Here is a 14,919-nt window from a genome sequence, read left to right as displayed (position 1 = left end):
GTCGATAGCCGAGCCGGCGTCCCTTCCTAAGGGGCCCAGTTGAGCCTCGCGTGTCCATCATGGACACTTCCATGCCAGCCCCCCAGGCCACCCTCGCGTGTCCGACTCGGACACTTTCTACCAGCCCCCTTTCGCCAGGACAGCCCCAGGACTCTTCAGAGTCAGAATGCCAAACGTCGAGCCCACCATACCTGCATAGTGGCTATGCATGCTGGTCACGAGGACGAACGATGATTTTCAATTGCGGCCCCTCCCTAGGTTTGTGGTGTGGAACGATGCCATCGCTTAGGGTTACTGGGCACCCGGGACCGATTGTTGGCGCGTAGCATGGCAGCGACCAGAAGCAACCTGCGGGCTCCCGTTCTGCTGGGCGGCAAACAGTGCTTCTTGCCACCGACGCACTGCGATTTCGGACCAGAGGACTTGTTTGCCGATACGCACAGGCGCAGGGAACGCATCGGCCTAGGAACACATGAAGCAGTTTGCCGTGGTCAGAAAAGGTAGGTAGATAGGTAGATAGGTGGATAGGTGGATTCGCGCGTTCTGATTTCTTAGCCGCAGCCCACCCACAATCTGAGTTATGGACACCCAGCCCACGCAGCGGTGAGCAGCCCAATCTGGCGAGGATGGGAGGCTAAGTGGTTTGCTTCTGGCCCCACTCCGGCCTCCCTGGCTGCCCTTGGTGCATACCCTCGGGACGTAATACCCTGCCGAAGGCTGACATGCTTCGCGTCAAAGATGGCGAGCGCCAGCGAGCCGGGGTTATTGCCGCATGAGTCTTGAGAGGATAAGGAATACAAAAAGGGTTAGCCTCCGTAAATCTTGGCAATAGTGCCCCGGCGGAAGTGAATTTTCGGAGTTCACATAGCCGCAAGTCCACCATTGTTAGCCGCAAGTCCACGGCTTTTGGTAAGGTCCGCGCTTTTCCATGCCCCATTCGAGGGGTATAAATATTCTTCGGAGAGGGTCGTTAGCCGAAGAGGCTTGATTTCCCCAAACACCTCCGGATACACAAAAACAGAAAATGGACGCCCCACGCACGGGTCAAGGAAGCGCGCTCCTTCAAAATCTTCGGCGTCTGTTCGGTGGGAACAACATACAGCCGAGCGAAATCACGCCAACCGGCGAGGTTGCCGAAAGCTACCTAGCGACCGCATCAGTCATTTGGCGATTCGACCACGAAGTCACAGAGACAACAAACAAAGGCAATGCCGCTGTCGCCGGGCGTCACTTTGACTACCGGGCCGCAGCCTTTCAGGCACACCTTCAGCGTCTTTGCGCTGAAGCCCGCACCAATCGCGACATTCGCGGGCCATTCATGCAACAGGTGGACCTAGCCGGGTCTGACGCGCTCGCATGGTCATCCGAAGCTAAGGTCGCCCATGACTTTGGCTCGTATTCTGTCTTCAGGCAGTGCGGCAGCTGCCGAGGGTCGGGACGCGTGTCCTGCAGCGGATGTGGCGGCGGCGGAAGACGAACCTGCACGAGCTGTGGCGGCGCGGGCTCGCGCAACCACCATGAGACCCATACCCGCTGGAATGGCCGCCATAACGAAAGCTACACGCAGGTCGTTCGACGAAGCTGCGTGTCTTGCGGTGGTGGCGGCCGCGTTGTATGTACGAGTTGCGGAGGTTCCGGACGGCAAACCTGTGGCGCGTGCTCTGGCCACGGGTTTTTCACCGATATAGCCCAGGTTCGGTCCCTTGCCAAACCTCATTGGCATGTTCCAACCCATTCCGGCCTGGCGTCGGACGCTCTGGTGCGCGCTCTAAAATGGCGAGGCCCCTCGCGGTCGCGCGAGTTGGTTTCCTTTAAGCTCGCGGGCACAGCCTACGACGAGCACGACCAGTGGGTGGCTCGATATGAAGGCCTAGCCGAAGTTGTAGAGCTAGGCTTGCTGGTCGTGAAAACCCCATATGCGGTCGCAGCGGTGGGCTCCAATGTGATACCCATCACCACCCCTGCAATCTTTGACCAGCTACTGCAACCAGAACTGAAGCAGGTTCTGCAGCTCGCCAGCGGGAGAGGTAGTCAACGGAGATTTCGCCGTCTAGCGAAAAACCTCTTCTCACACTTTCGAAGCCTTCCCATGCTTGACCGTGCCTTGCAAGGCGTGGCGAAACAGAAGGGAAGCACGCGGTCTGAACCCGAGGTTGCAGTCGCAAACGCTGCGCACGGTTTCATTTCGTCCGATGCAGCGAAAGCCCTTGGTTCGGCTATTCAGGCGGTACTCGACAAGGTCTCGCCCGCAAACTCCAGAATGGCGTGGACACTCATTGGCCTTCCGGTCGTGGTTGCGAGCTTCGCGCTGACGGCGAACGAATTCACTCGTCTCCATGGAGCGAGCCTCTGGAGTATGGCGTTTGCGCTGGGAACGCTTGCTGCGCTGTCGGCTGTCGCCATGCTATCCGTCTCCCCGGCCGGATGGGTCTTGAGCGCCATCACCAGTGCCTTGATGCGTCAGCGTGTCCCCAAAGAATATCGGCAACGAGGCCGAAACTGGGCGCCACTCAAGGGGGCTTGCCTAGCTGCGGGTTCAGCCTCGGTCATCGGGGCAGCATACGGCGGGGCCAGTGCCGCCCAATGGGTTCCGACTATCAAGGAGGCCGTTGCACCGGTGTTGACTTACGCAATGACCCACTTGGAGCCGGGCTCTGTCGCGTATCGCTATGTCGCGCAGGGCAAGCAACCCGAGCCGTTACCCATCGCCCCCGCATCAGACACCGAAACGTATCGAGAAATCCAACGACATCTGATTGGGCACGGCTACCTACGAGGCGCTATCGACGGAGCTTTGGGACCTCAGACGCGGGCAGCTATTGCTCGGTACGAACGTGATAAGCGACTGGCGCAGAGCATGTCGCCGCAGGAACTGCTGGCATACATGAGACAGCATTAGCCATAAGTCCACCGCCGAAGTCTGTCCGGCGACCATCCCCGCGTCGCCAACCTATACTCGTTGCCGGCCGGGTTGGTCGGCAATCAATCCGAGGATACTGACACGATGCTCCCTGCCCCCACCACCAATGCGCCGCTGTGGCCGAGCAAAGTTGCCGATAAAGGGCTCACGAATTTCATCACGCCGAATGCGATGGCTCGCAGCGCGATATTTAGCACCCAGGTTTTCCGTGGCCAAGCCGCTCGCCCGCGGCATCTGGAAAAAACGCCTCTTGCGTGCTTGGGCAGCATGTCGGTCTTCCAGTTGGCCGGAGAACAGCTGGACCAGAATGACGCCGATGTCTTCTATGAACTGCTGAGGCGAGCTATTGCGCAAGGAGCTGCTTCGGCAAGAGAGGCGCGCGTCCAATTCAATCGCCTCGAGCTATTGAAGGCACTTGGCCGGGCCAGGGGCGGCAAGACCTTCAAGCTGCTCAACGAATCTCTCGAACGACTTACTGACGCGACCTTCTACTTCGAGATTCCAGGACTCTTCACAGGTCGCTCGCGCCTCATCCTGAAGGCGCTCACCAGGGAGGAGATGCATGCCCAGGAGTACGACTACGATGTACTCATTGACGTCGAGCTCTCCAAACTCTTTGCCCGAGAACAGTGGGCTTTCCTACGGAAAAAGGAGCGCGACAGCCTGGCCGGCGACCCTCTTGCCAAGGGACTTCACGCCTACTACTCGACCCACAAGGAGCCCTATCCAGTTCTGGTCGACACACTCCAACGCCTGATGGGAAGGCAGACCATGCAGCCGAGCAAGTTCAAGAAGGCTCTATCGGCCTCGCTAGCCAACCTCAAGGCGGTCACCGGCTGGCACACCTGCGAAATTGCGAATGCCGGTGGTGATGCGGCCAAGGTGCGCGTCGTCAAGAAGCCGCCGCAAGCGGCGAGGAAACCCGTCAAAACCGCGTCTTCGTCGCAGCCCGCCGCGGACCACCGCATCGAGGCGATAAACTGGGATGCCATTGATACACCACTTGCCCTCATCCACCTTTCGGTCGACCAGCTTGTAGCACTCATGGACGGCCAAGCGAAATCCGAGTGGGCGGCAATTTTAGCCACGCGCAACTTCCGTGATGAAGGCATCGCCTGGGAGGCCGCTCGGCACATACTCGAACGACAATGCGTCGCCCTTCTAGCAGAGCGGAACCCAGGAAGCGACCCCTACGACATCTGAGGGCGACTTCCATCGTGCTCTTGGCCCACCCCCACGTCAGGAGCTTCGCTCGAATGGAGTCGCTGCCATCAGGTGCGGCCGCGGCACTGGCAGGCAGCAACAGGAAGAATCATGCCTGTTAAAACGAATATTGGCTGCAACAGGCAAGTTTCTACCGGTTGTTGCATTCGACCTCTAGTGGAAATGAGGCCTTGGACAGCTCGGTTTAAGACCCCACGTCGAGCGGTTGCCGTAGCCCGGCGCTCACCTCCCCTCGGTCTCGCTCAACGAGTCACCGCGCAGCCCACCGTGGCAGACCGCCCCCTCGAAACCCGCTCATAGTCTGCTGCAAATTTGCTGCACTTTTGCTGCCGAGGCCGTAGAGCAACAGGGGGTAGCGAATCAACTTGGCGTACAACCCTTACGAGCCAGTCCGTATACGTTCTTAAGCGACAGCGAGTTAGTTTGATTATCAGCATCGGAAGCCAGTGATTTGACCACCTTGGACCTGGCTCGTGTCAACCGGTTAGTGGCCTGCTGAGACAGCGTCCAGCCCAATGCAAGAGGGCCGGTGCTTTGCGGCACTTGTAGAGTGAGAAGTCCGCCGCCTAGTGCGCAGACTTGCCGCCGCAAAGCAGCGACCGCCGCTAAGTCGCGGACCCCATTAGCCTGCTTGACCCCCTTGAACAGGCCATACATCTCCGTGACGGGGCGGGCCGGGCTCGGTACTGTAGCATTCGGTTCACCTTCAATGGCTTTGTCGTCATCAGGGTTGCTGTTCAGGTCCAGAACTACGGGTACAACCTTGCCGGGCTTGGCTCTCGCAATTGCGTCAATGATGTCGCTTGCCGTTAAAGCGCCCGAGCCGTCGAGATAGCCACCATCGACTACATGACCACGTGCTTGACCGTTCTGGTGAATGAGCGCGCCTGGTCGGCTGATGCCAGGAAAGCGAGCACTGGAGTATGCCGCGTCGAGCAAGGACATGCTCCCGCCCAACACCTGATTCGCATCGATTGCACTAGGGAAGTCACGTTCCGAAAAATCTACTGAGGATTGAATGACTCTGGTGCCGGATTCGATATGGGTCGCTGTATAAATCAATCTGGGCAGGGGCCGGTCACCCACTGCCTTAGGGAAACTGCGAATTGGTGCGTTCACTATAGACGGCAAGCGGTTGCAGACCTCGCGGTATTCTGGAATGAGATATGGTGGAAGTTGTTCATGAGCGCACGTTAGATAGCTACCCCAGAGCTCCCGGAGTAGCTCACTGGGGGAGAGCACCAAGTCGTATGGAAATGCGGCGTGTAGTCCTTCAAGAGAGATGACTCGCGCCAACCACGGAGCCATCAAGTCGCGCTCGAGCACCGATTGGGCATTGTTGTACGCCACGAAGGTCGGCTCCCCTACGGCGCGGTTTACTTCGCGATGGCCGAGATGATATTGATACAGGGCCGCAAGATTGGCTAGGTAGCCAGTGGCGCCTAGCGCGCCACCTGATACACCAACGATTGCGTAGGTGTTACGAAGAATTTCGGCATTGCCGGCGCCGAACTGGAAGAGCATCTGGTTTGTCCACTGAGCGGCACGAATTCCTCCCCCCTCCGCCAAGACAATAACCACCGTCTGCGGCGTATCCGCGCCTTTGCTAGGGGAAGACCAAGCGATAAAGTCGTCGGCGATGGAGTTCGGCGACGAGCTCTCTCCCCGGGACCCACTCAGTGGTTTGGTGGCGTTCAATCCAACGGGTGGCTCCACGGCGCGCACCACATCAAAAGAGCCATACACTAGGTTGAGGATGGCTACCAGTAACACCCCTAACAGGCACAGACCTACAACTGGCAGGCGACAAGGGAGCAACAGAAAGCATGTCCATAGCAGCGATACGATGACGAGCCAAGCAAGTACGCCCGAATAGAGCACGAGCAGACTTCCCATGAGTTCGCCGGCTTTTACCGGCCAGGCCCCGAGGACGCACAGAACCAAAAAAGCCAGCGCAATAGTGGGCCCTGCGTCCGCAATACAAATTCTGACTTTTCGCCAATAGCCGGTGTTCGTTGTGGCTTCTCCGGCCGAAACATGTTTTGGCAGTCTAGCAATAAGTAGTGCTGCCGCGGCGCCAATGAGCACGGGCCCGTAGTCCTGAAAGGACGAGTGGTCTTTTGCGAGCAGGACGCTCACAAGCGAAAGCAACAGGAGTTGGATTAAAGACGGAGCGTGAAGCCACACGCGCACTACCCGCACTGTGCGCTGACTTAGTTTGTCTGAGAAAGCCGACCGACAATGCAATAGGAACGGAAGCAGGAGCAGAACGCTACTGTATCCGGCGACTTTTACTATGGGCCACCCAGGGCGACACTCTTCACCAGTTACCACCCTGAAGCACTCCGCTTCATCAAGCTTGAACTGAAGAAGCGGTATCGCGAGGATTACGAGGCCAGCGACCGTCGCCAGCAAAGCGTACAAAAAAGAGCGCCCCGTATTTACGTGCGTAAGCCTGCGGGAAGCTGAGCCAATCCGTGCGGTACGACGCAACATTTGCACGGAGTGCAGCAGTGCTGTGAATGCCAGTGGCGCAACGACAAATACAAGGTATGCCCATTCGTACCCAGTAATACCGTTCTCGATGACCTCGTGTCCCTGGTCCGGCATCAAAGCGGCTATAGGCAGCAAGAGTAATGCCAATAGGGGAAGGAACAGAACAGCTTGGTGTCCAAGATTGAGGAGCGCTCTACCTGAAGTTCGCATGAGTTTTGTGGGGTAAGTTGGAGCCGCTCGCGTAGTTGTCATTTGCTGATGGGTCTATCCGAGCAGCGCAGACGAGCTTAGGCCGAGCGCTACCAACGACCGCAAGATAGTCCAAGAGAGAGAAGAGGATGAGGGCTCCGCTCTCGGACGCGACGGTAGCCGCGAGAGGTCAATTGCGCTCCATGGGTTGCGGGAGAGCAACGGCATTGCTACCGGCTGGATGCGCCCGCATCTGATGCATCGCGCAGGCCTCTCGTCGGCGTCTCGTAGGCGTCTATTCGTCGTCGTTCGATTGCGTTACCGTTGCCGGGGGACTCCCCTTCTTTCCCTTGCGCTGGGTGTAGAAGGCTAGGGCTTCGATGGCTCGGATGCTGGAGACTTCGTACCCCATCCAGTGTTTCGCCCAGTCCTTTGCAGCATTGGCGGACTCGTCGCTGACCATAATAACGCCTGCCCAGTAGAGCTCGTAGCGTGAGAGTGCTTCCGATGCGCTCCAATTTTTCCACCACCAGGAGCCGACAACGGAGTCGAAGATTGGGAAGCAGTCCGGGTCGAAGAAATGCAGGAATTTCGAGGCCCCCACTACCGAATTGTTTATGCAACGGCTAGCGGTCTCTACAAGCGCACCACCGTCCGGTTCGTCTTCATTGAGCAGTGATACGAGCTGAGGAACAGCCTCTACGTTCCATTGCTGAATGCCGCGAGGCATCCAGCCGTAGATGCTACAGAAGCGCATAAGTACGTCGTCAACTGTCCAAGCACGCCGCTTTCGAATGTTGGCGAACTCAGCAATCTGCAAGGGATACGTGCGATTGTAGAAGTCAGAAGCATCGACTCTATCAGCGCGCTGCGATGCGTGCCTCGCGATAATTTCTTCTAGCAATAGACGAATGTCTGTATCAGTTATTGTCATGAATTGGCACAGAAGATGAAGGGATTCAAAGCACCCTGGTACACCATCACGAGCTCACGTCACCAAGTTGATAGGCGCAGCTGGTTCGGATACGGACGCTGCTTGACAGCGTGGGGACTCGAATCCTTCGCGTACTGATTGCCCGCGTGAGCCTCACACTTAGCATTTCGCCATAGCTGCTTCATGGTGATGTTGCAAGTTAGTATGCAGCGCCAGGAGTTCTCTGGACGTACGATTCTTCACAGCAAAGCTCAGCAGCTGCTGCACATGGGAGCGCTTGACGCTCGTGGTTTCTGCGTACTCGCGCACCTGCTCGGCGTGGAGATTCCATTCGGAATTGGCGAAGAACATCTGGCCGTAGGCCTGCATTAGAAGCTGGGCAGCATGTGGGGGCGGCTCATGTTGTTTGTCGTTAGCTGTCTTCCCGCGGGCAGGGAACACCGCGTAAGTGGAGTTGCTATTGCCCGTGAGCTCGTGCGCAGTGCGAGTTTTGCAGTAGAAGGCGGCCACCATTGCCATGGCAAAAATGAAGCGATTGCCCGGATTGCCATGAGCCTCTTGTGCCCGCTCTAGCCCCCCCTGGCGGCCGCGTGAGGAGACATACTGCTGCTGTAACTTTTGACTCCAACTCACAACCATCTCGACGTCCGAGTTCGTCATGTACCGGTTGAAGTAATCACTGGAACTAACCAACGAGCCACCGTGGGCAAACCAAGAGGTGAGCTGATTGCGTAAACATTGCTCGGCTTCGTCGGGACTGCAGTCGAGAGTCGTGGCCGGCACTGTCGTGACCCCGTGACGATTGAGCTCGTCTAGGAATGGCACGTTCATTTGAGCCGCTTCCAAACCAAGTGCCTCCATCGCGGCAAGTTCCAACAGCGCACGATTGACCGAAAGGTTGGCGCTAATGCGTGCCAGCAGACTCTCGGGCACCGTGGACGGCAGGGCGTCTGCCTCGGCCAACCAGCCTTCAATTATTGAGCCGAGGTGTTCCAAGGCCATCAACGAAGACGCGTGCGTCACCGCCCAAGGCGTAGCTTCGTCCATAGCCAACTTTTCTTCCTTCCGCCAGTTCTGGTCATAGATGAAAATCTGTTCGGATAGCAAGTTCTCGAGAAACACCAGGTTGTAGCCAAAGGCGCTGTCCGAGCTAAGCGGAAACTGCGCAACTTCAGCAGCGCCGAACTTGTCGGCATCCACCCAGCGCAACATTGACCGATACGCCAAACGACTCGACGTATCCATCTGATTGAGCAAGCCGTCCAGAAGCGCTCGACGGGCCTGCACCAATTTGAGGGACTTCTCTGCGGGCAGGACCTCGCGCGCGAGATAACGCAGGGAGGCAGAGCGACTCGGACTGATGTGCAGGGTATTACCGGGACCAGGCGTCCACGAGGACACCGGCACCTTGGCCAGCACGATGTCTTGCCACTTGTGGTGCAGCTGGTCGGAGACGGACATGAACACGTCGAACACCGTATTGACCTCTTCCGGGTGCTGTCGCAAGAGAGTCGATAAGACATCCTGCTCAATTGTCAAAATATCGGGGAGATTGCGCTTGAGGAGTTCGAGTTCGCTGGTCCCGTACTGCGCGCGTGGGCGAGGCATGGATACTCTCCTAATGAGTGGATGGTGGCCGGTCGGCATCTGCGGGCCGGCACACCTGGCTGGGCAACCGATTGATTTACGACAAGGCGAGACGCAGGTACGTGGATTGCGACTGCTGCAGCTCGCGCTCGCGGCGCAACTCTTCGCGCGCCATGCGATTGCCTTGGAAGCCCTCGATAGTCCAGCGCAGACGTTGGACCTCAAAATTCGCTAGTGAAAGAGCCTCTTCCTCGGTAGCCACCTTGCCCTCGCGCAGCAGGATGCGCGCAAACTTGTTGGCATGCGCCAGAGCGCCGTTCTCTTTGACGGACTGGACGCCGTGATACTGATTGTTGCCTGCGGTGAAGAAGCCGCGGTCAATCGGCTGTTTCTTTGCCATGGATTTCTCCTTGATTTGGCTGGGTTGAAGACATCCGCAGTGTCACAGCGCCCCGGTTCGTTTTTGCTGGTCAAAGTCACGCAGTGCCCTCTGCCCACGCGAGCCGAACAACTGTTGCAAAAATGCGACACAGATGCACGCCTGCAACGTGCCGCCAATGCAACCACATGGAGCTTGTCGGTCGAATCTTCGGTAACTGAACCCTGCCTTCGGGCGGGAGCTGCAATGTCCTAGGCCTGAACCCGCCCACTAGCGACGACCTGGGCATCTGGAAATGCCCGGCTCTGGCTATCAAGCACGCATCTGAAGCTTGACGTCGGAAGTGCGTTTGCTTTGGAACAAGGAAGGGAAAAGCCCGCGCGCAGGTGTTTGGACGGGCCTAGAGGTAGGGCAGCATTGGCAGGTCGCAGCAGCCCAGTGCCTGGAAAGCATGAAGTGGCTCAGGTCATCGCCTTGGGCAAGACGGTCTGCGATGCCACCACCGATTCGGCTGTGGTGGCGAAGATGCGGGCTGCGGCGTGCAAAACTCTGCCTGCTATTGCATGTGTCCGTGCAACCGAAGTTAGTCCGCAACTAAGCCGATAAGTACATACCTGGACTGGTTGCAGGCCAAATCGCTGGGATTCTTGCTCGCCGCTGGGTGCTCATCGTGGTGACTGAGCCGCTGCATTTTTGCTGCAAATTTGCTGCAATTTCGCTACGGCGACTGCCGCTGGCGCCGCAAATTGCGGTAAGATGTTGACCGACAGGGGTATAGCGTAACCACCTGATTTTATTGGGAAAAGCAGAGCCACCACAATACCGGGCTTGCCGTGCGGCCGTGGAGAAATTGGTAGACTCAGCAGACTTAAAATCTGCCGCCTTTCCAGGCTTACGGGTTCGAGTCCCGTCGGCCGCACCAGGGCGTACAGCCGCCCACCCCTTCGGCTCCCGGCCCCAAACAAAAAAGGGGGCCATCGCCCCCTCTTCTGATGCCTTCAGGTCCGCGCGCGCGTCAGGACATCGCGTAGCACATCAGCGCACCCACTCCCATCAGGAACACGAACAGCACACCGGCCAGCGCCAGCGGCTTGCGTCCGGCGCGCACCAGGTCGCCGATGCGGGTGTGCAGGCCGATCGCCAGCATCGCGCAGGCCAGCAGCCAGTTGTCCAGCGCGATCAGCGGCGCCTTCCAGGCGGTGGGCACGGTGCCGGCCGAGTTGACCGCCATCACTGCGACAAACCCCACCGCGAACCACGGCACCGACTTCAGGATGCCACGCAGGCGGCTGCCGCCGGCAGTGCCTTGCTCCGCTTGCGCACCGCCCTGCGGCCACAGCGCCATCACCAGCAGCAGCGGACCCAACGCCAGCACGCGCACCATCTTGGCCACCACGGCAGCGTCGGCGGTCGGCTCGCTGATCATCTTGCCGGCGGCGATCACCTGGGCCACCTCGTGCAGCGTCGCGCCGGTGAAAATACCGAACATGCGCTCGCTGACGGCCCAGTGCCAGTGGCCGGTCGCCAGTTCGTACAGATAGGGATAAAGCAGCATGCCGACGGTGCCGAACAGCACCACCGTCGCCACCGCCACGGCGGTCTGCTTGTCGTCGGTGCGCACCACCGACGATACGGCGATGGCCGCGGCGGCACCGCAGATGGCGCTGCCGGAGCTGACCAGGATCGCTTCGCGGCGGCTCAGGCCGAAGAACCTCGTACCCACCCAGGTGCCGAACAGTAGCGTGGCCACCAGCATGGTCAGCGGCACCACGATGCCCGGCAGGCCGAGCGCGACGATCGAGGCAAAGGTCAGGCGCAGTCCGTACAGCGCCACACCCAGGCGCAGCAGGTAGTGGCGTGCGACCTGCATTCCGGGCGCCAGCGGTGCCAGCCAGTGGCGCGGCAGCGTATTGGCCGCAACCATGCCGGCACACATGGCCAGCGTCAGCGCGCTGAGACCATAGCGCGCCACGGCCGGATGCTCGGCCAGCGCAATCGCCAGCCAGGCAATGCCGCCCAGCGGGACCAGCGTCAGCAGGCGCTGCGACCACGGCGGCGGCAAGGCCGGCGCGGCGGCCGGGGTGGTGCGGGGGGCGGAGACGGAGGACATGGCAGGCTCGGGTCGTGTTCTTTAGTGACTCAAGCGTACTGGCGCCCAGCTAACCCGTAAAACGGGTAATATCGTTATGTGTTATTGATTATATCGATATGAACCACCGCCCCGACCCCCGGCCTGAACACCGCCCCCTGCGCCTGACGCTGCGCCAGCTGTCCGTCTTCGTCGCCGTGGCCCAGCATGGCAGCACCATGGCGGCGGCGCAGGCACTTGCGATGTCGCAGTCGGCTGTCAGCGCCTCGCTGGCCGAGCTGGAGCGCGCGCTCGACAGCCCGCTGTTTGACCGCGTGGCCCGCCGGCTCAGCATCAACGAGACCGGCCGCCAGTTTTTCCCGCGCGCGCTGTCGCTGCTGGACCAGGCCCAGGAATTGGAGCGCTTTGCCACCCAGACCGGCGTGCAGTTGCGCATCGCGGCCAGCAATACCATTGGCAGCTACATCCTGCCGCCGCTGCTGGCGGGCTTTCGCCATTCGCGCAGCGGACCGTGCACGCTGGATCTGCGCATCGGCAATACCCGCGAAGTGCTGCAATCGTTGCTGCAGTTCGACGCCGATATCGGCCTGGTCGAAGGCGCCAGCCATGAGCGCGACCTGCGCAGCGTGCGCTGGTGCGATGACGAGATGGTGGTGGTGGTCGGCCCCTCGCATCCGCTTGCGGCCGTGCCGCATGACCTGGTGGCGCTGCGCGATGCCGAGTGGATCGTACGCGAGCCCGGCTCGGGCACGCGCGAGGTCATCGAGGAACGGCTGATGCCGCTGCTGGGCGAACTGCGCTTCGCGCTGGAACTGGGCAACGCCGAAGCCATCAAGCGCGCCGTGATGAGCGGCTTCGGCGTCAGCTGCCTGTCGCTGCATGTGGTGCGCGATGAGCTGGAACGCGGCACGCTGGTGGCGATCCGCGATGGCCTGCCACGCATCGTGCGGCCGCTGCAGCTGGTGGTGCACCAGGACAAGTTCCCGACCCAGGGGCTGCTGGCCTTTACCGAATACCTGCGCACCATGGCGCCGAGGATCGGCGGCTGAGCCGCACCCGGGCTCCGGTCAGGCCGGCTGCGGATCCGCGCTGCGATTGCGCCGCGCCGTGTACAGGTCGAGCAGGTGGAACAGCACCGGATTGAGCATGATCGACAGCAGCGCCCCGGCCAGGATCAGCGCCTGGCCGCGCTCGGGCAGGATCTTCAGGTAGACGCCGAGGCTGGCGAGAATGAACGAGAACTCGCCGATCTGCGCCAGGCTCACGGCAATGGTCATGCCGGTCTGCCCGGAATGCCCGAAGGCACGCACGATGGCCAGCGCCGCCAGCGACTTGCCCACCACGATGATAAACACCGTCGCCAGCACGCCCCACGGGTCGTTGACCAGCACCATCGGGTCGAACAGCATGCCCACGGATACGAAGAAAAGCACGGCGAAGGCATCGCGCAGCGGCAGCGACTCTTCGGCCGCACGATGGCTGAACTCGGACTCCGCCAGCACCATGCCGGCAAAGAACGCGCCCAGCGCGAACGAGACGCCAAAGAGCGCATAGGCGCCGTAGGCCACGCCCAGCGCCGTCGCCAGCACGCCCAGGCGGAACATCTCGCGGTTGCCGGTCCAGACGATGCGCTCCAGCATCCACGGGATAAAGCGCCGGCCGATCACCAGCATCACCGCGACGAAGGCAGCCACCTTGCCCAGCGTCGCGAAGATCGCGAACACCACCTCGCCGGTAGCAGGCGCGGCCTCGCCCGATGTTTCGCCGGCCCCCGCCAGCAGACCTGCCATGGCCGGCAGCAGCACCAGGGCCAGCACCATCGCCAGGTCTTCCACGATCAGCCAGCCGACCGCGATGCGGCCCTGCGGCGACTCCACCAGGTCGCGCTCCTGCAGGGCCTTGAGCAGCACCACGGTGCTGGCCACCGACAGCGCCAGCCCGTACACCAGCCCCTGCCCCCAAGACCAGCCGAAGCCCCAGGCCACCAGCATGCCCATCAGCGTGGCGATGCCAATCTGCACCACCGCCCCCGGAATGGCGATGCGCTTGACCGCCATCAGGTCCTTGATCGAAAAGTGCAGTCCCACGCCGAACATCAGCAGGATCACGCCAAGCTCGGCCAACTCCGGCGCCAGGGCCTGGTCGGCGGTATAGCCGGGCGTATGCGGTCCGACCACGATGCCCGCGCACAGGTAGCCGATCAGCGGCGGCAGGCGCAGCCGGCTGGCGATGGCGCCAAGGATAAAGGCCAGGACGATACCGCCGACGATGGTACTGATAAGCGGGGTGGCGTGATGCATGCGTGCGGGATTCCTCGTGTCAGGGGCTGAACGGCTAACCCGCTCCCTGCCCTGGCAACCGCGACAGCGCATCCGGCGCGCACCAGCGGTCAGCGCGGGAAAGTCGCCGCAACAATCGGCAGCAGCATCGGAACGGGGAAGAACGGGAAGTGCCGCAGCGGCCCCGGACACGCCAGCGGCGCGTCACGGATCGGGGATGGCGATTGACATGCGGCCCCGCTATCCATCACGCGGAGCCCCCCGAAAAGCGTACGACAGGAGTAATGTAACATGCCCGCCACGTGCCCGAGGCGCGGAGATGGCGGACGATCCGGTGCCTGCTTGCCTGAACGCGAGGTGAGAACTGGCCCGGAAAACAAAAACGGCGCCGCGAGGCGCCGTTCTGCATGCAACTGGAGGCGGAGGTCGGAATCGAACCGGCGTACACGGCTTTGCAGGCCGCTGCATAACCACTCTGCCACCCCGCCAGGTGACGTGCTGCTGGATTGTATCCGCATTCAGCCGATGCTGCCGGAGCCCAGCTTCCGGCAATGTCTTGCGGCGATTCAACCCAAACAAAAAGGGAAGCGGTGCTTCCCTTTGGGGATTGGAGCGGGAGACGAGTCTCGAACTCGCGACCTCAACCTTGGCAAGGTTGCGCTCTACCAACTGAGCTACTCCCGCATACAACTTTTTACTGCCAGCCCCGCATCGTGCGAGGCACGCTGCCGGACCTTCTTTAACCTGGAGCGGGAGACGAGTCTCGAACTCGCGACCTCAACCTTGGCAAGGTTGCGCTCTACCAACTGAGCTACTCCCGCA

General features: G+C 60.5%; 9 protein-coding genes and 4 tRNA genes. 4 read left to right on the top strand and 9 right to left on the bottom strand.

What is annotated here, in order from left to right; translation table 11 throughout:
- The first annotated feature begins 1,903 nt into the window (after window positions 1–1,903).
- The gene (locus tag AC3WL8_RS11860) at window positions 1,904–2,899 is read left to right on the top strand and encodes a peptidoglycan-binding domain-containing protein (RefSeq protein WP_492378318.1); all 996 of its coding nucleotides are present in this window, start codon (window positions 1,904–1,906) and stop codon (window positions 2,897–2,899) included.
- 105 nt (window positions 2,900–3,004) lie between these two features.
- The gene (trfA, locus tag AC3WL8_RS11855) at window positions 3,005–4,123 is read left to right on the top strand and encodes a plasmid replication initiator TrfA (RefSeq protein ID WP_492378293.1); all 1,119 of its coding nucleotides are present in this window, start codon (window positions 3,005–3,007) and stop codon (window positions 4,121–4,123) included.
- Between the two features lie 381 nt (window positions 4,124–4,504).
- Here trfA and AC3WL8_RS11850 read toward each other — a convergent pair whose 3' ends face one another.
- The 4 genes from AC3WL8_RS11850 to AC3WL8_RS11835 all read right to left on the bottom strand — a co-directional run bounded on the left by AC3WL8_RS11850 (window position 4,505) and on the right by AC3WL8_RS11835 (window position 9,750).
- The gene (locus AC3WL8_RS11850; protein ID WP_492378292.1) at window positions 4,505–6,283 is read right to left on the bottom strand and encodes a hypothetical protein; all 1,779 of its coding nucleotides are present in this window, start codon (window positions 6,281–6,283) and stop codon (window positions 4,505–4,507) included.
- Window positions 6,284–7,124: 841 nt separating this feature from the next.
- Window positions 7,125–7,763, bottom strand: coding sequence for a hypothetical protein (locus AC3WL8_RS11845; RefSeq protein ID WP_492378291.1), 639 nt, complete (start codon window positions 7,761–7,763; stop codon window positions 7,125–7,127).
- 159 nt (window positions 7,764–7,922) lie between these two features.
- Window positions 7,923–9,371: a hypothetical protein gene (locus AC3WL8_RS11840; protein ID WP_492378290.1), complete on the bottom strand. Its 1,449-nt coding sequence runs from the start codon at window positions 9,369–9,371 to the stop codon at window positions 7,923–7,925.
- A gap of 76 nt (window positions 9,372–9,447) precedes the next feature.
- Window positions 9,448–9,750, bottom strand: a complete 303-nt coding sequence (locus tag AC3WL8_RS11835) for a hypothetical protein (RefSeq protein ID WP_492378289.1) — start codon at window positions 9,748–9,750, stop codon at window positions 9,448–9,450.
- Window positions 9,751–10,564: 814 nt separating this feature from the next.
- Between AC3WL8_RS11835 and AC3WL8_RS11830 the strand changes: the two genes are divergently transcribed.
- Window positions 10,565–10,651: transfer RNA gene (locus tag AC3WL8_RS11830), tRNA-Leu, on the top strand.
- Between the two features lie 93 nt (window positions 10,652–10,744).
- Here the strand turns inward: AC3WL8_RS11830 and AC3WL8_RS11825 are convergent.
- On the bottom strand, window positions 10,745–11,839 hold the full coding sequence (locus tag AC3WL8_RS11825; RefSeq protein WP_013957349.1) for a YeiH family protein: 1,095 nt from the start codon (window positions 11,837–11,839) through the stop codon (window positions 10,745–10,747).
- 98 nt (window positions 11,840–11,937) lie between these two features.
- Here AC3WL8_RS11825 and AC3WL8_RS11820 point away from each other — a divergent pair, with 98 nt between their 5' ends.
- Complete coding sequence (locus AC3WL8_RS11820) at window positions 11,938–12,867, top strand: LysR family transcriptional regulator (protein ID WP_211979957.1); 930 nt, start codon at window positions 11,938–11,940, stop codon at window positions 12,865–12,867.
- 18 nt (window positions 12,868–12,885) lie between these two features.
- Here AC3WL8_RS11820 and AC3WL8_RS11815 read toward each other — a convergent pair whose 3' ends face one another.
- The 4 genes from AC3WL8_RS11815 to AC3WL8_RS11800 form a co-directional block, all read right to left on the bottom strand.
- Window positions 12,886–14,118: a cation:proton antiporter domain-containing protein gene (locus AC3WL8_RS11815; protein ID WP_013957351.1), complete on the bottom strand. Its 1,233-nt coding sequence runs from the start codon at window positions 14,116–14,118 to the stop codon at window positions 12,886–12,888.
- A gap of 393 nt (window positions 14,119–14,511) precedes the next feature.
- Window positions 14,512–14,585: transfer RNA gene (locus tag AC3WL8_RS11810), tRNA-Cys, on the bottom strand.
- A 120-nt stretch (window positions 14,586–14,705) separates the two neighbouring features.
- A tRNA-Gly gene (locus AC3WL8_RS11805) sits at window positions 14,706–14,781 on the bottom strand.
- A 61-nt stretch (window positions 14,782–14,842) separates the two neighbouring features.
- Window positions 14,843–14,918, bottom strand: a tRNA-Gly gene (locus AC3WL8_RS11800).
- Window position 14,919: the final 1 nt, after the last annotated feature.

The organism is Cupriavidus sp. FW305-F7, assembly GCF_058782875.1.
The sequence above is the reverse complement of the archived record's forward strand: the minus strand, read 5'-3'. Positions and strand labels throughout refer to the sequence as shown.